The sequence below is a fragment of the Mesorhizobium sp. 131-3-5 genome, assembly GCF_016756575.1.
Taxonomy (GTDB): domain Bacteria; phylum Pseudomonadota; class Alphaproteobacteria; order Rhizobiales; family Rhizobiaceae; genus Mesorhizobium; species Mesorhizobium jarvisii.
In genome coordinates this window covers 5,586,343-5,603,938 of record NZ_AP023254.1, presented here as the reverse complement: position 1 = coordinate 5,603,938, position 17,596 = coordinate 5,586,343, and the positions used below count along the sequence as shown (strand labels likewise).

General features: G+C 61.8%; 20 protein-coding genes. 8 read left to right on the top strand and 12 right to left on the bottom strand.

From position 1 onward, the window contains the following. Positions 1 to 99: 99 nt before the first annotated feature. From JG747_RS27580 to JG747_RS27550, 7 genes are all read right to left on the bottom strand, one after another. Complete coding sequence (locus JG747_RS27580; protein WP_244748242.1) at positions 100 to 969, bottom strand: aldose 1-epimerase; 870 nt, start codon at positions 967 to 969, stop codon at positions 100 to 102. A gap of 16 nt (positions 970 to 985) precedes the next feature. Next, entirely contained in the window at positions 986 to 1,741 is a 756-nt protein-coding gene (locus tag JG747_RS27575) for an SDR family oxidoreductase (protein WP_019856897.1), read from the bottom strand. Between the two features lie 15 nt (positions 1,742 to 1,756). Continuing rightward, the gene (locus JG747_RS27570; RefSeq protein ID WP_202360431.1) at positions 1,757 to 2,488 is read right to left on the bottom strand and encodes an ATP-binding cassette domain-containing protein; all 732 of its coding nucleotides are present in this window, start codon (positions 2,486 to 2,488) and stop codon (positions 1,757 to 1,759) included. 3 nt (positions 2,489 to 2,491) lie between these two features. Next, on the bottom strand, positions 2,492 to 3,469 hold the full coding sequence (locus tag JG747_RS27565; RefSeq protein WP_019856899.1) for an ABC transporter permease: 978 nt from the start codon (positions 3,467 to 3,469) through the stop codon (positions 2,492 to 2,494). Positions 3,470 to 3,547: 78 nt separating this feature from the next. Further along, entirely contained in the window at positions 3,548 to 4,525 is a 978-nt protein-coding gene (locus tag JG747_RS27560; protein WP_069091641.1) for a sugar ABC transporter substrate-binding protein, read from the bottom strand. Between the two features lie 25 nt (positions 4,526 to 4,550). Further along, a complete protein-coding gene (locus JG747_RS27555) occupies positions 4,551 to 5,753 on the bottom strand; it encodes a mandelate racemase/muconate lactonizing enzyme family protein (RefSeq protein ID WP_019856901.1) in 1,203 nt (400 codons plus the stop codon). After that, positions 5,750 to 6,472 carry a FadR/GntR family transcriptional regulator gene (locus JG747_RS27550; protein ID WP_069091642.1) on the bottom strand — a complete coding sequence of 241 codons (723 nt, stop codon included), beginning with the start codon at positions 6,470 to 6,472 and terminating at the stop codon, positions 5,750 to 5,752. Before JG747_RS27550 ends, JG747_RS27555 begins: the two co-directional genes overlap by 4 nt. Before the next feature lie 106 nt (positions 6,473 to 6,578). On the opposite strand from JG747_RS27550, the gene JG747_RS27545 reads away from it, so the two are divergent. From JG747_RS27545 to JG747_RS27520, 6 genes are all read left to right on the top strand, one after another. Then, positions 6,579 to 7,484 (top strand): SMP-30/gluconolactonase/LRE family protein, encoded by a 906-nt coding sequence (locus JG747_RS27545; protein ID WP_202360430.1) that lies wholly within the window; start codon positions 6,579 to 6,581, stop codon positions 7,482 to 7,484. A 197-nt stretch (positions 7,485 to 7,681) separates the two neighbouring features. Beyond that, positions 7,682 to 8,566, top strand: coding sequence for an ABC transporter permease (locus JG747_RS27540; RefSeq protein WP_069093354.1), 885 nt, complete (start codon positions 7,682 to 7,684; stop codon positions 8,564 to 8,566). Further along, positions 8,563 to 9,384 (top strand): ABC transporter permease, encoded by an 822-nt coding sequence (locus JG747_RS27535; RefSeq protein ID WP_019856905.1) that lies wholly within the window; start codon positions 8,563 to 8,565, stop codon positions 9,382 to 9,384. Before JG747_RS27540 ends, JG747_RS27535 begins: the two co-directional genes overlap by 4 nt. 25 nt (positions 9,385 to 9,409) lie before the next feature. Further along, a complete protein-coding gene (locus JG747_RS27530) occupies positions 9,410 to 10,480 on the top strand; it encodes an ABC transporter substrate-binding protein (RefSeq protein WP_038645319.1) in 1,071 nt (356 codons plus the stop codon). A gap of 282 nt (positions 10,481 to 10,762) precedes the next feature. Further along, positions 10,763 to 11,371 (top strand): cupin domain-containing protein, encoded by a 609-nt coding sequence (locus tag JG747_RS27525; RefSeq protein ID WP_019856907.1) that lies wholly within the window; start codon positions 10,763 to 10,765, stop codon positions 11,369 to 11,371. After that, positions 11,361 to 12,446, top strand: a complete 1,086-nt coding sequence (locus JG747_RS27520) for an ABC transporter ATP-binding protein (protein WP_064983182.1) — start codon at positions 11,361 to 11,363, stop codon at positions 12,444 to 12,446. Before JG747_RS27525 ends, JG747_RS27520 begins: the two co-directional genes overlap by 11 nt. A gap of 462 nt (positions 12,447 to 12,908) precedes the next feature. Here JG747_RS27520 and JG747_RS27515 read toward each other — a convergent pair whose 3' ends face one another. Beyond that, complete coding sequence (locus tag JG747_RS27515) at positions 12,909 to 13,613, bottom strand: SOS response-associated peptidase (RefSeq protein WP_019856910.1); 705 nt, start codon at positions 13,611 to 13,613, stop codon at positions 12,909 to 12,911. 186 nt (positions 13,614 to 13,799) lie between these two features. Here JG747_RS27515 and JG747_RS27510 point away from each other — a divergent pair, with 186 nt between their 5' ends. After that, positions 13,800 to 14,153, top strand: a complete 354-nt coding sequence (locus JG747_RS27510) for a SnoaL-like domain-containing protein (RefSeq protein ID WP_202360429.1) — start codon at positions 13,800 to 13,802, stop codon at positions 14,151 to 14,153. Positions 14,154 to 14,248: 95 nt separating this feature from the next. Here the strand turns inward: JG747_RS27510 and JG747_RS37585 are convergent, their stop codons facing one another. Continuing rightward, positions 14,249 to 14,374, bottom strand: coding sequence for a hypothetical protein (locus JG747_RS37585; RefSeq protein ID WP_274609655.1), 126 nt, complete (start codon positions 14,372 to 14,374; stop codon positions 14,249 to 14,251). A 99-nt stretch (positions 14,375 to 14,473) separates the two neighbouring features. On the opposite strand from JG747_RS37585, the gene JG747_RS27500 reads away from it, so the two are divergent. Beyond that, the gene (locus tag JG747_RS27500) at positions 14,474 to 14,824 is read left to right on the top strand and encodes an ArsC family reductase (RefSeq protein WP_038645325.1); all 351 of its coding nucleotides are present in this window, start codon (positions 14,474 to 14,476) and stop codon (positions 14,822 to 14,824) included. Positions 14,825 to 14,919: 95 nt separating this feature from the next. On the opposite strand, the gene JG747_RS27495 is transcribed toward JG747_RS27500, so the two are convergent. The 3 genes from JG747_RS27495 to JG747_RS27485 form a co-directional block, all read right to left on the bottom strand. Next, on the bottom strand, positions 14,920 to 15,276 hold the full coding sequence (locus tag JG747_RS27495; RefSeq protein ID WP_202360428.1) for a DUF488 domain-containing protein: 357 nt from the start codon (positions 15,274 to 15,276) through the stop codon (positions 14,920 to 14,922). Between the two features lie 22 nt (positions 15,277 to 15,298). Then, entirely contained in the window at positions 15,299 to 16,555 is a 1,257-nt protein-coding gene (locus JG747_RS27490) for an aminopeptidase (RefSeq protein WP_202360427.1), read from the bottom strand. 85 nt (positions 16,556 to 16,640) lie between these two features. Next, positions 16,641 to 17,555 carry a LysR substrate-binding domain-containing protein gene (locus tag JG747_RS27485; protein ID WP_064983174.1) on the bottom strand — a complete coding sequence of 305 codons (915 nt, stop codon included), beginning with the start codon at positions 17,553 to 17,555 and terminating at the stop codon, positions 16,641 to 16,643. Between the last annotated feature and the right edge of the window lie 41 nt (positions 17,556 to 17,596).

The following is a 17,596-nucleotide window of genomic DNA, read 5'->3' as shown; positions in this document are numbered from 1 at the left end:
CGACACACCCTGAAGCAGCATGTGCCAAGCGACAGGCGATCAACGAAAATGGCCTTTGTCACGATGTCACTGCACTGCGTCGCGACTTCCGATGTGGCGCTACAGCTCATCCCAACGTAACCGCAAATGCGCGCTTGTCGATCCGCCTTTTTCCAGCGTGGTCAGGCCGCTGCCGTGATGAGCATCCACCACATGTGAAACGGGTTCGAAGCAGAAGAAATCAGCGTCTCGTGCCGGCGAATAGAGGACGAAGACATTCAGCGAGGGCGACGCCTCGATCGTGACAGCGATAGCGTCATCCGGCTGGATGATCGAGGCGTGCCCGTTCCAGCCTTCGAAGGCATTGTTGACCCAGGCGTCGGGAAGCGGCGCGGCTTGCGAAAAATCCCAGTCCGGCCGGGAGGCCAGCGGCACCACCCCCGTCGGCAGGTGTCGGTCGTCCTCCAACCAGACACTGCGCGCCGATGCTTGGAGCAGAGTGCGCGGGCGGCGCGGAAACCAGGGGTGGAAGCCTAACCCGTAGGGCAGGCGTATGGCGGCTCGGTTCTCGACAGCCAGCACGGCGGACAACGCGCCATCCTCCAATGCATAGCGGACGCTCGCATGGTAGCGGTAGGGTCCGATCGCCCCATCCTCCAGAGCCAGCTCCATTTCAGTGCCGGTTCGCCTCGTCAACCGCCACGGCCTTTGAAATGCGTCGCCGTGGAGTGGGAACGGCTCGCCGTCGACATTGGGCTCTATCGCATGGAAGCGCCCGTCAAACTCGAAGCCGCCGCCGGAAATGCGGTTTGACCAAGGGATCAGCAGTTGGGACCCGAACTTCAGCAGACCCCTCGATGGCTCAAGCACAGGCGTCGGTGCTCGGCCGGTGCGGAGCGCGTCGTAGCGCAGGATGGCAGCGCCCTCGCGAGGACGCACCACGACGCTCGCACGCCCATCGGCAAGTTCGATCTCATCGCCATTGCTCATTGAAAAGCAGCCATGGCTACCATCCGCCATCGATGTTGATGTTCTGACCGCTGATCATGTCCGAGGCCGGGGAGACGAGGAACAGCACGAGATCGGCGATATGCTGCGGCTCGATGCGTCGCTTCAGGCATTGGTTGGCAAGGATCCAGTCATTGTATTCCTCGAGCCGTTCTCCGAAGACGCGCTCCTCTGCCTCGGAAACGACGGCGCCTGGCGACACCGCGTTCACGGTGATGCCGTGTGGTCCCAATTCCCGCGCCAGCGACTTGGTGAGTCCCAGCATGGCTCCCTTCGAAGCCACGTAGGGCACGTAGCCGTCCCAGCGACCGTTCAGCGTCACCGAGCAGAAGTTGACGATCCTGCCCTGGCCTTTCTTCTTCATGCCAGGCGCGCAGGCGCGCGCCAGCGCGAAGGCGGCTGACGAATTCACACGGATCTGGTCCTCGTACTCGCCAAGTGAGAATTCCTCGAACGGACGGTTGATGATGAGCGCCGCGTTGTTGATCAGAATGTCGATCGTGCCTTCTTCGTCGGCGAGCGCCTTGACCGCTGTCTCGGCTTCGGCCAACTGGTTCAAGTCGCAACCGACATAGACGATCGTACCCTTGTTCGCCGCCGCCAATTCCGCTGCGATTCCGGGCCCTTCTGCATTCTCCGGCCGGTCAAGCAGAAGCACGCGCGCGCCAGCGCGGGCAAGCGCGGCAGCCTGGGCGCGGCCGAGCGAACCCAGACCGCCGGTCAGGAGCACAACTTTACCGGAAAGGTTCGTCATCACCGTTCCCGCCCCTCAAAGCACGTTGTGAACTTCATCGATGGAGGTTTCCTCGATGCGTTTGTCGAGAACGACCTCGCCGCGCGCCATCGCCACCACGCGATCACAGCAATCAAAAACGTGATGCATGTTGTGGCTGATGAAAACGCCGGTCACCCCTTGTGCCTTCAATCCACGTACAAAGCCGATGACCTTGCTGGTCTCCTTGACCGAAAGGTGATTGGTCGGCTCGTCGAGGATCATCACCTTCGACTTGAAATGCATGGCCCTCGCGATGGCGACGCCCTGCCGCTGGCCGCCTGACAATTCACCGACCAGTGCGTCGGGCGAGCGCAGATGCAGGTCGACATTGGCGATCGCCTTGATGCTTTCGCTGCCCATCTTCTTTTGATCCAGTATGCCGACGCCGAATACGGAAAACAGCGTCGGTTCGCGGCCGATAAACAGGTTCCTGGCGATTGACATGGTGGGAACCATCGAATTGTACTGGTAGATGGTCTCGATGCCGAGGTTCATCGCGTCGCGCGGCCTGGCGATCCGCACCGGTCTGCCTTCGACCAGGATCTCGCCCTCGTCGGCGCTATGGACGCCCGACAGAATGTTGATGAGCGTCGATTTGCCGGCACCGTTGTCGCCGACCAACCCAAGTGCCTCGCCTCGCTTCAGGTCGAGGCTCACGCCCTTCAACGCATGGACGCCGGAATACCATTTGTGAAGATTGCGGACGGAGATGATTGCGTCTTCCATGGCTCAGCCCTCCATCTTGATCGCCTTGGCGCGCTTGCGCATCCAGGCATTGGCCACGACGGCGAAAATGGTCAGGAAGCCGATCGCGAATTTGAACCAGTTCGCGTCGACATTGGAGAGCACCAGCCCGTTGTCGATGATGCGGATGAGGATCGTGCCGATGATGCCGCCAGCGACCGTACCGATGCCGCCTGCGAGCGAAGCGCCGCCGATGACCGCCGAGGCCACCGCCTGGAGTTCCAGGCCTTCGCCAATGGAAGGCAAAGGAGAGCCCAGCCTCAGCACTTGCAACATGCCGGCGAAACCCGACAGCATCGAGCAAAGCACGAAGCATGCGAGTTTTACTCTCGCTGTCGGGATGCCCATCGAGGCGGCAGCCGGGTGGAAGCCGCCGGTGGCCTTTATCCAATTGCCGAAATTGGTTCTGGAAAGCATCAGTGACGTTAAAAGGGCAATTCCCGCAAACCACAGGAACGACATGCGGAACATGTTGCCGGGGCCGACGAACGACGTGAACAGCCAGTTCGGAAGATCGGCGGGAAGCAAGGGTGGAAACCCGCCCGAGACGACGATCGTCAGCGACCGGGCGATGAAAAGCATGCCGAGCGTGGTGATGAAGCTCGGGATCTCGAACCAGATCGTCACATAGCCGTTGATAAATCCGATCACCGCGCAAACGATAAGCCCGGCCAGCAAGGCAAGTGGGAAAGGCACCCCTTCGACCATGAGGACCGCCATGCACATCGGCATCAGGGCGAACACCGATCCGACCGACAGGTCGAATTCGCCGCTGATCATCAAGATCGTGACGCCGATGGCGACGAGGCCCGTTTCCGGCAGAATGCCGAGTATGCCGCGAAGGTTATCCTGGTTGAGGAACACGCCATTCGAGCGGATCTCGAAAATCACCACCAGAAGCACCAGCAGGATCAGTCCCGCCAGTTCCGGCTTTTCCAGATAGGTCTTGAAGAGGCGTTTCAAGGCAGGCTCCAGGAATTCGAGGCAAGGGACCACCCGGCGGTGCGAGCACTGCCGGGCGAACACATGGCGCGCGTGGGCTTAACGCAGACCTTGCGAGGAAAGCGTCATGATCGCGTCGGCCTGATCCGGGCGCACGATGCCTTGACCCGTATCGATGTCGGAGGGGGCCAGACCTACCTTCTTGTTCAGGTAGGCTTCCATGACGGGCATGAAGCCCTGCATGTAGGGCTGTTGGTCCACCAAAGCCTGTACGTAGCCCTTCTGCATCTGCTGCAGAACTTCCGGCACCAGATCGAAACCGCCAAGGAGTACCTTGCCCGGCGCGACGCCGCGGTCCTGCAGCGATCGCGCAACGCCCGCGCACCAGAAGCCGGTGTCGAAATAGGCTGTGGTGTCGGGATGCGCATTGAGATAGGCGCCGACACGATCGGATGTAATCGCGAGGTCCGTTCCGCTGTCGATCCGCTCCCATGAGACCTGGCGGTCGGGATGGGCCGCCTTGTACTCTTCCAGGAACTGCATCACGCCTGCGCCACGGCTTTCGGACCAGTTCTGGCCGGGTGCGGAAATGCCGACCAGAACCTTGATTGGCCCCTCTTTCGGGAAGCTCTCGGAAATCGCCTTGCCGAGCGAATAGCCCGCCGGCTTGAAACCTTGCCCTATGAAGGCCTGCCGCGCATTGCCCTTGGCGCCTTCGGTGTCATCGACATTGACGGCAATCACCAACACACCGGCATCTCGCGCCTCCTTGATGACGTCGTCGAACGCCTTGTTGTCGACAATCGAGGTCAGCAGGGCATCCGGCTTGGCGGCAAGTGCGGCGCGCATGTTGGCGAGTTGTTGCTCGACCGAGCCTTCGGTCTGGGTGAAAATCATGTTGCACTTGGCCTCGACCTTGCCGCAGGCATCGTCAAAGCCCTTTTTCACCGCCTGCCAGAAGGTGTTCGAGGCCGACGAATGGTGTGTAAAGACGATGTTGAGCCCGTCGGCACTGGCGACGGAAGGCCCGGCAAGCAGCGTCGTGGCGAGCAAAAGCGTTGCAGTCAGTCGTTTCATTTCTATTCCTCCCGTTGAGTGTTCTTCAGATGTCCGTCTTGTCGGAGACGCGGCGATGGACGGTGTAGGCCCGACCGAGGTCGGGATTGAGTTCCAGCCCGAGGCCTGGGCCAGGCGGCACGGTGATCATGCCGTCCTTGACTTCCGGTAGCGCGGTCACGAGGTCGCGGTACCAGGTCCTGTAAAATGCCCGCACACTCTCCTGTACGAGCGCGTTGGGCGCGTTGAGGGATAAATGCGTGGATGCCGCCAGGACCACTGGCCCGGTGCAGTCATGCGGCGCGACCGGCAAATGCCAGGCCTCCGCCATTGCGGCGATCTTGCGTGCTTCGGAAAGCCCGCCGCACCAGGAAATGTCCAGCATGACGATGCCTGCGGCGCCGGTCTCCAGAAGGTCGCGGAATGCCCAGCGACTGCCCAGGGTTTCCGACGCCGAGATCGGTGCCGGGCTCGCGGCCTCGTAGCGCTTGAGATCGGCGAGGCTATCCATGCGGATGGGATCCTCATGCCAGTACGTGCCATAAGGCCCGAGCGCCTTGGCGATCTTGATCGCCGGCAAGAGCTGCCACATGGAGTGGAACTCGACCATGATGTCGATCTTGTCACCAACCGCTTTGCGGATCTTTTCGAAGGGCTGCAGCGCGGCTTTGAGGTCGCCGGCGGTGATGTCTTGCCCCCGGCTTTTCTCGGCGGCATGGTCGAAAGGCCAGATCTTCATGGCCGTGATGCCGTCCTCAAGCAGCTCCGCCGCCAATTCGTCGGCGCGGTGGAGAAACCCGTTCAGGTCGTCGTATCCTTGCCTTGTGCCCAGACCATAATTCGCGGTGGTCTGTCCCTTGCCGTCCTTGATGTATTCGGTACCGGCGCAGGTGTTGTAGGTACGGATGGACCGGCGCGAAAAGCCTCCCAGAAGTTGCGCGATCGGCTGGTTCATGGCCTTGCCGAAAATATCCCAGAGCGCGATGTCGAAGGCGGAATTGCCGCGGACTTCGACCCCGCTTGAGCGGAAACCGAGATAGCCAACCAGGTCCGCGGAAAGCAAATCGATCTGAAGTGGATCGCGGCCGATTACGCGTGGCGCGACATATTCATGGACATATTCCTCGACCGTGCGGGCCAAGAAAAAAGTTTCGCCAAGGCCGGTAATGCCTTCGTCGGTATGCACCTCGATCCAGAGCAGATTGGGCCGCTCTTCGATGCGGATGGTCTCAAGTGAGCGGATTTTCATGCGATCCCCGCATCGATCAATGCCTTGACGCTTTTGTCGAAATGCGCGGCCATATGTTCGGCGGCAAGTTGCGGGTTCCCCGCGATGATCGCCCGAGCAATATCCGCGTGCCCCTCGATCATCTTGATCTGTTCTTCCTCGGTTACACGCGTACGCCAGCCGATCACCCAAGTGCGTCGCGTGACGCCGCTGAAGGCGTTGATGATCAACGAAAACACCGGGTTGTGAGAGGCCCGCGCGATCGCCTCATGGAATGCGATGTCGTGTTCCATGACGATCTCGGGCGCACGGTAATTCTCGCGCATCAGCCGCGCGCATTTCTGTATTTCAGCCGCCTCCGCGTCGGTCCGCCGGAGTGCGGCGAGCGCCACCGTGCGCATTTCGATGGTGCGGCGCACATCATAAACCTGCTGGACGCTGATCTGTTCGGTCGTGACGCCGTGCTCGATCACCATCGACATGGCGCCAATGTCGAGCTTGGCAACGCTGGCGCGCCGGCCGGCGCTCATGTCGATGAGGCGCATCGCCGACAGCGACCGAAACGCCTCCCGCACCACCGTCCGCGAGACACTGAGCTTGCGGGTCATGTCGGCTTCACTGGGCAAGAGGTCGCCAGGGCCAAGGCCTTCAACGCGGATGTGCTGGGTGATGGCCTGAATTGCGGTACTCACCAGCCCGGGATTTGTCTCGTCAGGCCCTATGCCGCGATCGCTTACCATTTGCCCAAAACCTGTATGACATGTTTTCTTGAAATGGGTATATCTTTGTGAAACCTTGTCTGTCAATAGCGGTTGACTACGCGACAGTTAGGAAGGGAAAAGGGTAGTGGATAGCGGAGAGAAACAGCCAGGCTTCGTGTTCGATGCCCAGGATATCGTCGGTGAGAGCCTGCTCTGGGACGAGAACAGGAAGACGCTGATCTGGGTGGATATCATCGGGCGACGCATCCACCAGCTCGATCCCGTTACTCGCGATCACCAGAGTTGGCAGACACCGGACCTCGCAACATCGATTGGCCTGCGCAGGGACGGCGGCGCGATCGTCGGACTGCGAAAGGATGTGGCTCTGTGGGATTTCGGAGAGGCCTTCAGGGCGATAGCGACGATCGAGCCGGACAGCCCTGACACACGGTTGAATGAAGGCGTGGTCGCCCCGGATGGCTCATTCTGGGTCGGCACCATGGAAAACAACATCGGCGCCGACGATCGTCCACGCGATATTTGGCGAGATGCGGGGCGGATCTATCGCGTCGACACGGCCGGCATCGTCGAGGCGCTCAGCGCCGATCGCTTCGGCATCACCAACACGATGGTCTGGACAGCGAATGATACCTTCATCACGGCGGACACGACCAAGAACCAGATCTTTCGCTATCACTGGGACAGGGTGCAGTCGCGAATAACCGACAGGCGCCCTTTCTTCTCGGACTTTCCACGCGGCCTGCCGGATGGGTCGTGCATGGATGCGGAGGGCTATGTCTGGAACTGTCGCGTTGCGGGGGGCGGCTGCCTGGTTCGCATTTCACCTGACGGGGTTCTGGACAAGGTGGTGGACCTGCCCTGCAGCTGGCCCACGAGCTGTACCTTCGGCGGCGAGGATTTTGATATCCTCTTCGTCACTTCGGCGCGGTTTACCATGAGCGAGAGGCATTTGCAGGCCAACCCGCAGGAGGGCGGGTTGTTCGCGGTGCGCGCAGGCGTTCGAGGCACACCGACCAAACGGTTCGGATGAGATAACCTGACTGACGCGGCCGAGAACGGCAGGCTTACCAGGTCGGCTACGGCTTTTCGACCATTCCGGGCAAAGCCCCGGCGTTCCGGCAGTCGCTGGAACGTTGATGGCGACCAATTCAGGAAAGCCGGATTCCGCTTGACAGTTTCACGAATATGAAAAACTGTTAGCCAATTTCAAATTTGGTGAGCTGGTCGATGTCGGCCTTAGTTGCAGCACAAGCGCCAGAGGCCCGGTCTTCATCGGGCTTCCGGCTCGCCATGCTGTTGCCAGGGGCGCTGGTCACTTTCCTGCTGATCCTGTTCGCGCTTGGCCTGGTGCTGTTCCTTGCCTTTCGCGGCAATGACGGCTCGCTCCTCGGCGTTGGGCTGACCGTCGATAATTTCGTCACCGTGGCCACCGATCCGCTCTACTGGACGGTGACGCTGCGCTCGTTGGTTATCGCCGGCCTGGTGACGCTGGCAACCGTCGCCACCGCCTATCCCGTCGCCTACTATCTTGCCTTCCATGCCGGGCGCCGGCGCGGCCTGCTGTTGTTCCTGGTGACGCTGCCGTTCTGGACCAGCTATCTCCTGCGCGTCTTCGCCTGGAAGATCGTACTCGCCTACAATGGCGTCCTGAACTCGGCGCTGATCGAAAGCGGCATCTGGTCGGAGCCGACACTGGCATTTCTCAACACGCCAGCCGCTGTGGTCGTCACGCTGGCTCACGCCTATGCGCCCTTCGCCATCCTGCCGATCTACGTGGCGCTGGACACCATCCCGAAATCGCTGCTCGAGGCTGCCTCCGACCTCGGCGCGCGGCCGTTCACCGCTTTCCGCCGCGTCGTGCTGCCGAATTCGATGCCGGGCGTGCTGGCGGCCGCGCTCGTCGTCTTCGTGCCGACAGTCGGCGACTATGTCACGCCGGCCATGGTCGGCGGCCCGGCCAGCACCATGATCGGCACGCTGATCCAGTCGCAGTTCGGCAAGGCCAATGACTGGCCGTTCGGCGCCGCCCTTTCGGTCTGCGTCATGCTGGTCATCCTCGTCGTGGTGCTGGTCGCGCGCAACGCCGACCGCAGATTTGGCAGCCGCACATGAGAGTGGACCGGGCCGGGACGAAACGGGATGGCCGCTGGCTCGGCCTCTACGTGCTTGCCTATCTGGTGTTCCTATATCTGCCGGTCCTGCTGATCCCGCTGTTTTCCTTCAACGATTCCATCCAGGCGGCGTTTCCGCTCCAGGGGTTCACGCTGCAATGGTACGAGACGCTCTACGGCAATCCGGCGCTGTCGGGCGCGCTCGTGAACAGCCTCGTCATCGCCACTGTCGCCGCTTCCGGTGCAACACTGTGCGGCATCACCGTTTCCTATATGGACCTTTACGGCCGCTCGCCGCTTGCCGCCACCATAAGCGCCATAGCCCGCCTGCCGATCCTGATCCCCGGCGTCATCGTTGGCATATCGTTGCTGATCCTGATCAACCTCATCGGCCTTGGGCCGTCGCGCATCGCCATCGTGCTCGGCCACATACTGGTGGCTTTGCCCACGACCGTCGTCGTCATGCGCAGCCGTTTCGCCGCCATCCCCAGGACGGTTCGCGAGGCGGCGCTCGACCTCGGCGCCTCCGACTGGACGACGTTCCGGCGGGTCATGCTGCCGCTCAGCCTGCCCGCCGTGCTGTCGGCCTTCATGCTGGCCTTCCTGATCTCCTTCGACGAATTCATCGTCGTCTTCTTCCTTGCCGGCACCGAGCCGACCCTGCCGCTCTATATCTGGAGCCAGCTGCGCTTCCCCCGCTCGTTGCCGACCGTCATGGCGCTGGGGACGGTGATCCTGGCCACATCCTTCATTATCGCCGGCACCGCCGAGATCTTGCGCCATCGCGGGCTCGGTGCCACGCGCCGCAATCCAGCCTGACCATAACAATGAGAGGAGAACGAAAATGACATTCCACCTGACATCGATAACCGGACACAAGGCGCGCGCCGGCCTCGCCGCGCTGGCGCTGGCACTGTCTTCGACCGTGGCGCTGGCCGCCGAAAAGCTGCAATATTTCACCTGGTCGGGTTACGAATTGCCCGATTTCAACAAGAGCTTCCTCGCCGCGCATCCCGATGGCGTCGAGGCCTCGATCTTTGGCGATGACGACGATGCCTTCACCAAGGTCAAGGCCGGCTTCCGGCCCGACATCGCGCACCCCTGCTACGACAAGGTGGCGCGCTGGAACAAGGAAGGCCTGCTGCAGCCGATCGACACCAAGCGCATCAAGAACTGGGATTCGATCTTCCCGGTGTTCAAGAACCTGCCCGACCTGCAGGCCGGCGATGGCAAGGTGTGGATGGTGCCGTGGGACTGGGGCAACACTTCCATCCTCTACCGCACCGATTTGGTGAAGAACCCCGAGGCAAGCTGGAACCTGCTCTGGGACAAACAATATGCCGGCCGCATGGCGACCATCGACGCCGTGCACGACACGCCGATCGTCGCCGCGCTTCTGGCCGGCGTCAATCCGTTCGACATGACGCCCGAGCAGATGGACAAGGTTGCGGCAAAGCTGCGCGAACAGCGGCCGCTGCTGTCGAGTTACACCACCGACATGACGTCGGTCGAGCAGGCGCTTGCCAGCGGCCAACTGGTCGCCGCAATGACCTGGAACGCCTCGGCCACCTCGCTCAAGAAGCAGGGCGTGCCGGTCGAATTCATGAATCCGAAGGAAGGCATGCTGACCTGGGCCTGCGGCTTCGTGATGCTGAAGGACGCCAAGAATGTCGATCTCGCCTATGATTTCATCAACAGCCGGCTGGATGCCGATTCGGGCAAATATCTCATTCAGTCCTATGGCTATGGCAGTTCGCTGAGCACCGCCTTCGCCGGCGTCACGAAGGAGGAACTGGAGAAACTGCAGCTGCCGTCCGATCCCGAGGTGATGCTGAAGAGCACCATCTTCACAGGGCCGATGAAGCAGAACGACGATGTGGCCAAGATGTTCGAGAAGGTGAAGGCTGGCGGGTGATCGGTGGTTAATTTCGGAAGCTGGCGCTGTCCCTCATCGCCCTGCCGGGCACTTCTCCCCGTATAGTGACGGGGAGAAGGAGCCGGGCGCAATGCCGGCGAGTCCCTTGCGACGCTGGTGATTGGCGAAACCGGCGATAAGAGCGTCCCTCTCCCTGTCACTATACGGGGAGAGGATGCCGGCAGGCGATGAGGGGCGGCGCCAACGCCCGGTAAAGTACGAATTCAATCCCGAGGCCGGCCGTTGTCTGGTGCTGGCCTTAGACGCAACAAGGATCGACGAATGGACATAGTCGACGAGGCCGCCGAGAAACCCAAGGACGATGCCGATGTTCGCGTCGGGCGCCGTGTGCGGGCGCTGCGGCTGGAGCGGCGCCTGTCGCTGGCCGAACTGGCGGCAAAAGCCGGCGTGTCGATCGGCGCGCTGAGCCAGATCGAGCGCGGCATGTCCTCGCTGCGCGTCAAGGTGATCTGGCCGCTCGCCGCCGCCCTCGACATCGAGCCTTCGGCGCTGATCGCCGATGGCGACGAGGCCGTCAACGATCTCTATTGCGTGCGCGCCGACAAGCGGCGCTCCATTCCCGTCAAGTCGGAAGGCATCGCCAAGGCGCTGCTATCGCCGCCGGGTGCGACGCTCACCGGCATGCTGGTGACGGTGGAGGCCGGAGGCGGCACGGCGGAAGCCTATGCCCATGCCGGCCATGAATTCGGCTATGTGCTTTCGGGCGAGGTCGAACTGGTGGTGGACTCGACAAAATACGGGCTGAAGACCGGCGACAGCTTTGCCTTCAAGAGCACGCTGTTGCATGCCTTCCGCAATCCCGGCGCCGAGCAATGCCAGATCCTGTGGGTCAACACCACGAAGCCTTCCGAGGTTCGCGATGGCGCCTGATCCACTCGTCCGGCTGCAGGCGGTCTCCAAGGTTTTCCCGGGCGGCATCGTCGGGCTCGATGCCGTCGATCTCGACATTATCAGCGGCGAGTTCATCACGCTGCTCGGGCCGTCCGGCTGCGGCAAGACCACCAGCCTGCGCGTCATCGCCGGCTTCGAAAGCCCGTCGAGCGGAAAGGTCTTACTCGACGGCCGCGACATCACGGCGCTTCGGCCCTTCGACCGGCCTGTCAACACCGTGTTCCAGGACTACGCGCTGTTTCCGCATATGGATGTCGCCGAGAATGTCGGCTTCGGCCTGTCATTGCGCAAGTTGTCGGGAATCGAGCAGGCAAAGCGGGTCGGCGAAGCGCTGGACATGGTCGGTCTCGCCGACAAGTTTCGCGCCCGTGTCTCCGAATTGTCGGGCGGCCAGCGCCAGCGCGTGGCACTTGCTCGCGCCATCGTCTGCGAGCCGCGCGTGCTCTTGCTCGACGAGCCGCTGTCGGCGCTCGATGCGCATCTGCGCGAACAGATGCAGGTCGAGTTGAAGCGGCTGCAATCGCGGCTCGGCACGACCTTTGTCATGGTCACCCATGACCAGACCGAGGCGCTGTCGATCTCCGATCGCATCGTCGTCATGAACAAGGGCCGCATCGAGCAGATCGCGCCGCCGGCGACGCTCTATGACCAGCCTGCGACGAAGTTCGTAGCGAGCTTCATCGGCACCATGAACCTGCTGCAGTCGCGCTTTGTCGGCCGCGATGGCGAGCGCCTCCGTTTCACCGCCGGCACCTTGCCGCTGGAGGCAATTTCTGAAACCGGCCAGTCACCCGGCGAAGGCGAAATGCGCACCATCGGCGTGCGTCCGGAGGATTTGCTGGCGGCCACCGAGGCCATGCCCGGCACCGCGCCGGCCCGCGTCAACAGCATCGTTTTCCACGGCCGTACCTTGCGGCTGCATGCTGAACTGGGTCAGGGGTTGCCGGTGGTGATCGATGCGCCGCGCCAGGCAGAGGGTTTTCAATTCAGCGTCGGCGACGTGGCGCATGTCAGCCTGCGCCGTGGCGCCAACTGCCCCATGCTGCCGAGTTAGTTGCACCCACATTCGCAAGGTCGCCGCACAGTTACGGGCGGGGCAGGTCTGATCGACATGTGAACAAACGACCATGGAATTAAGTAGGAATTGACTAAGCTAGGAAGACATTCCTAAATTAGTTGATGCCGGAATTGAGCACCCGACCGCGCCGAAATGTGCAAACCCTATGCCTCGCGCACGAAGTGGGGCAACTCATTCGTGTCCGATGCCGGCACTGCAACATCACCCGGCACTATCTGCCCGGCGACCTTGCAAAGCTTGTTGGTGACATTCCCTTTTGGGATGTCGAAGGGCATATGCGGTGCGAGCGCTGCAAGCTTCGCGAGCTTGATGCCGACATAATTTTGCCGAGTGCTGCTGAGCGCTTGAAAATTCGTGTGAGACGCCTTGTCGAAATCCGCATGGTTCGCCGTGTGATATGGCGAGACGAGGAATGAGGAGCGCGGCCATCCCTTCAGCCTAGAACAGAGACCCTTGGGCTGGTGCCTGCTGCGGAAACTTGATTTGTGTGGCTGGCTTCTCAACGATGACCAACGCGTTGTCTGGCGCTGTTCGCTGCAAATGCCGTGCTTCTGCCCAGGGTGCTGTCAGCCAGGCCTCGGTCTCTTCCGAAGTGGTCAGTATTACGGGCATAGCCTTCTCATGGATCGGCGCGATGAGGGCGTTAGGCTTGGTTGTCATGAAGGCAAATAACTCGAAGTCGCCGGGTCCGTCCTTGACCTTTCGAACACCCTGCCAACGGGTCCAGAAGCCGGCGAAGAAGAACAGAGGCCGGCTTTCGTCACGGGCAAACCAGTAATTGCGTTGGATGCCTGTTTCCGGGTCCTTGTCGCTCGGTGTCGGGCTGGGTTCGGCAAAACTGGTGACCGGTACGACGCATCTATGCTCGACCCCGACAAACTGTTGCCAGTGCGAATATTGTGGATTGCGAACGTTGGTCGTGCCGTAGTCGGCCTTACCCTTCATACGCTCTTGAGGCGTCGGCAACCCCCAAAGCAGGTTCGCCAGCTCACGCTTCCCGTCTGCCGTGTTGCGGACGACCGGGCCGGGTTGATTGGGATAGATGTCAACGGAAGGTTCAAGGTTGCCGCTGATATCGCGTAATGCGCGCGTCCATTGGCGGATCGCCTCTTGCGTTGTGGTGATGTTGTAGAGGTTGCACACGCACCTAGCATTGCGGAATTGGCTTGTGTCTGCAACCGAGGCCGCTGCCCGCGCTCCTGCAATTCGTGTCACAGAGCCGCGTTATATCGATCGTCCTGACACGCCTTGTCAGCTGTCATGTGGGCACAGGTGGCAGACGGGCTGGCTCTTCCCTAATTGCAGTGCGTCTGAACAGGAGGAATACACATGACCATCGCGGAAATTGCCAAGGATTTCACCGGGCTCCTCAAGCAGGGCGATCACAATGGCGCTGCTGAAAAATACAATGCCGACGATATCGCCAGTTACGAAGCCACGGACGGGCCGATGGCCGTCAGCCACGGCAAGGAGGCCCTCGGGCAGAAAAGCCAATGGTGGCAGGAAAACCACGAAGTCCACGGTGGTTCGGTCGAAGGCCCTTATGTCAACGGCGACCAGTTCGCGGTGCGCTTCACGTTCGACATTACGCCCAAGGCCACCGGCCAGCGCGTCACGATGGATGAGGTTGGCCTCTACACGGTCAAGAACGGCAAGATCACCGAAGAGCGCTTTTACTACTGAGGCCGGGAGTCAGGCTTTCCGACCTTTGCTCTCTTCGTTGCAAGTTTGAAAAATGAGCATGGCGTCCGGGGCAATCCCCTGGCCGCCATGCAAATTCAAATGGTCTTCACATACTTGGCAAACTGGTCGGCCACCGTACCCCAGCCGTTGAAGAAACCCATTTCCTCATGGTTTTTGCGGGTCGCGTCGTCGCGGTGGAAGAAAATCCTTAGTACTGGCAAGTCCAAAAATTCCGACGATGCGGGCCTGGGCGCTGGCAAAGCGGGAAGGGCGGTTTTAGGCTGTGGGACGGATTCGACTGTCAGCTTGAGGGACGCGCCTTGACGACTGCGATTTACGGCATCACCACCTGCGACACGGTCAAGAAGGCGCGCGTCTGGCTGGAGAGCCATGACGTGGCCTATCGCTTTCACGATTTTCGTGCGGAGGGGCTGGACGCGAAGCGGCTGGATGGCTGGGTCGGCAAGGTTGGCTGGGAAAAGCTGCTCAACAAGGCCAGCACCACATTTCGTGAATTGGCGGATAAGGACAAGCAAGGTCTCGACGAAAAGAAGGCGAAGGCGCTGATGCTGGCCAAGCCGACGATGGTCAAGCGCCCGGTGCTGGAAGTCGGGGACCGGGTTCTGGTCGGCTTCAAGCCGGAAGTTTATGAGCAGGCGGTCGGGAAGTAGGCGAAAGCATTGCGACGTCCGATCTCCCCCCTCGTGGGGGAGATGTCAGGCAGGACAGAGGGGGGCGCTCCCTCCAGCCTCGGAGGTTGGCCGCCTCAGCCCTCCCGCGTAAAATACTCCGCCAGCGCCACCGCATGGTTGTGGGCCCCATCATGCGCGCCGTAGAGCAGCGTCACCTTGCCCTCGCGGAGCAAGCCGCGCAGCGTCGCCACCGCCTCACCATTCCCATCCAGTTCGGCCCCGTACCGCTTCCGAAACTCCGCCCAGCGCTGCGGCTCGTGCCCGAACCACTTCCGCAACGCGTCGCTCGGCGCGATCTCCTTCAGCCACAGGGCCAGCGCGGCATGCTCCTTGCTGACGCCGCGCGGCCAGATGCGATCGACCAGCACCCGCTGCCCGTCATCGGCAGCGGGCGGCTCGTAAATCCGCTTGACCATCAGGTCGAAAGCCATTCGACCTCCCTACGCCGAACCCTCAGGCCCACTCGCCCTTGCGCATCACCGGCACGCGGCTGCCGTCCTTGTGGACGCCGTCAATGTCGATCTTGTCCGAGCCGATCATCCAGTCGATGTGAATAAAGCTCTTGTTGCCGCCGCGCGCGGTGATCTCGTCTTGGCTGAGCGAGGCGCCGTCGACGAAGCATTTGGAATAACACTGGCCGAGCGCGATGTGGCAGGCGGCATTTTCGTCGAACAGCGTGTTGAAGAACAACAGGCCGCTGGCCGAGATCGGCGAGGAATGCGGCACCAGCGCGACCTCGCCGAGACGGCGGGCGCCCTCGTCGGTGTCGAGCACTTTCTTCAAGACATCTTCGCCTTTCGACGCCTTGGCCTCGACGATCCCGCCTTCTTCGAAACGCACGGAGATCTCGTCGATCAGCGTGCCTTGGTAGGACAGCGGCTTGGTCGAGGAGACATGGCCCTCGACGCGCCTGGCATGCGGCGTGGTGAAGACCTCCTCGGTCGGGATGTTGGGATTGCAGGTGATGCCGTTCTTGGCGGTCGAGGCACCGCCCATCCATTCATGGCCGTCCGCCAGCCCGACCGTCAGGTCGGTGCCCGGTCCGGTGAAATGCAGCGCATGGAAATTATGGCCGTTGAGCCACTCGGTGCGGCCGCGCAGCGCGGCATTGTGCGCCTTCCAATCGCCGATCGGGTCTTCCACGTCGACCCGCGACGCCGCGAAGATCGCGTCGGCGAGTTTCGCCACCGCGACATCGTCGGCATCTCCGGGAAACACCTGCTTGGCCCAGGCGAGATCCGGGTATGCGACGATGTTCCAGTTGATGTCGAAGCCGGTGATCTTTTCCAGCGCCGGCTGGTACGCCATGGAATTGGCCTTGTTGGCGCGCGCCACTTTTGCCGGGTCCTGCGCCGACAGGAGCGACGGATCCTCGCCGCGCACGGCAAGCCTGGCGGTATTGTTGGAAAAAGCCTTCGCCATGCCTTCATAGAGCCAGCCGGCGGCGCGATCGAAGCTGGCGTCGGCGCCGAAGCGGTAGCGCGCCAGCGTCATCTCGTCGTCATTGAAGATCGGTGTCACCAGACCGGCACCGGCCTTGTAGGCATGCTCGACGATGCGCCTGGTCAGCGGCAGGGCCGCGATCGACGAGGTCAGTACGAGATCCTGGCCAGGCTGCAATTGCAGGCCGACCTTGATGGCGACTTCCGCCAGCCTGTCGAGCTTCACCGGGTCGATCGTTGCGGAAACGCCGCGCGAATGTGTGGTCATGATCCTGCCTGCCGTGATGTGGGAATCTGACCCATACATAGACCGCTGCCATGATCCTTTCCATCAGGTTTGCGGTGGGCCAAGCTTAAGCAGCGCTTTCGAGTGATCCGAACTGCGCCATCGTCGCCTCGATCTCTTCCTTGATCCAGGCCTTGAAATCCCGGACCTTGCGGCTCTCCGTCTTGGCCGACGCGGTCACCATCCAGTAGCCGAGCCCGCTCTGGGCGCGGATGCCGAACGGCGCCACCAGCCGCCCGTCGGCCAGCGCATCCGCTGTCAGCAATTGCCAGCCCAGCATCACGCCATGGCCGGCAATCGCCGATTCCAGGCACAGCATCGGGTCTGTGAAGCGCGCGCCTTTCTGGAAGGTGACGGGCGCAACACCGGCTGCCGCGAACCAGCTCTCCCAGTTGATCATCGCCCGCTCGTCGGTAATGGCGCAGGTCTGAGCAAGGTCCTCGATCGACTTCAGTTTCCGGGCGATGTCAGGTGCGCAGACCGGGAACACTTCCTGCGCCAGGAGCAGTTCGGCTTGGCCGCCGGACCATTTGCCGTCGCCAAGCCGGATGGCGATGTCGACGTCGGAATGGTCGAGATTGGCCAGCCGCACCGACGCGTCGATGCGCAACAGCACATTGGGATGGCGGTCGAAGTGACGCGACAGCCTGGGCAGCAGCCATTTCGAAGCGAAGGCCGGTGCCGCCGAGACGACCAATGTGCATTGGCTCGCTTCGTCGGCCAGCGCCACGGCCTGCGCAAGCTCGCGAAATCCAGCCCCGAGGCGGGTCGCGAAGACGGCGCCGAACTCGGTCAGCACCAGACCACTTGCCGTGCGCTCGAACAGCGCCTGGCCGACCTGCTTTTCGGTGCGGCTTATCTGCTGGCTGACGGCGCTGACGGAAACGTTGAGCTCGCCGGCGGCCGCAGCAAGCGAGCCGAGACGGGCTACGGTTTCGACGGCGCGAAGGCCGTTGAGATGAACGCGGTTGAGCATGGCCATTTGAGATTTTCTAAACCGTTCCGGCTGAAATCTCAATTGAA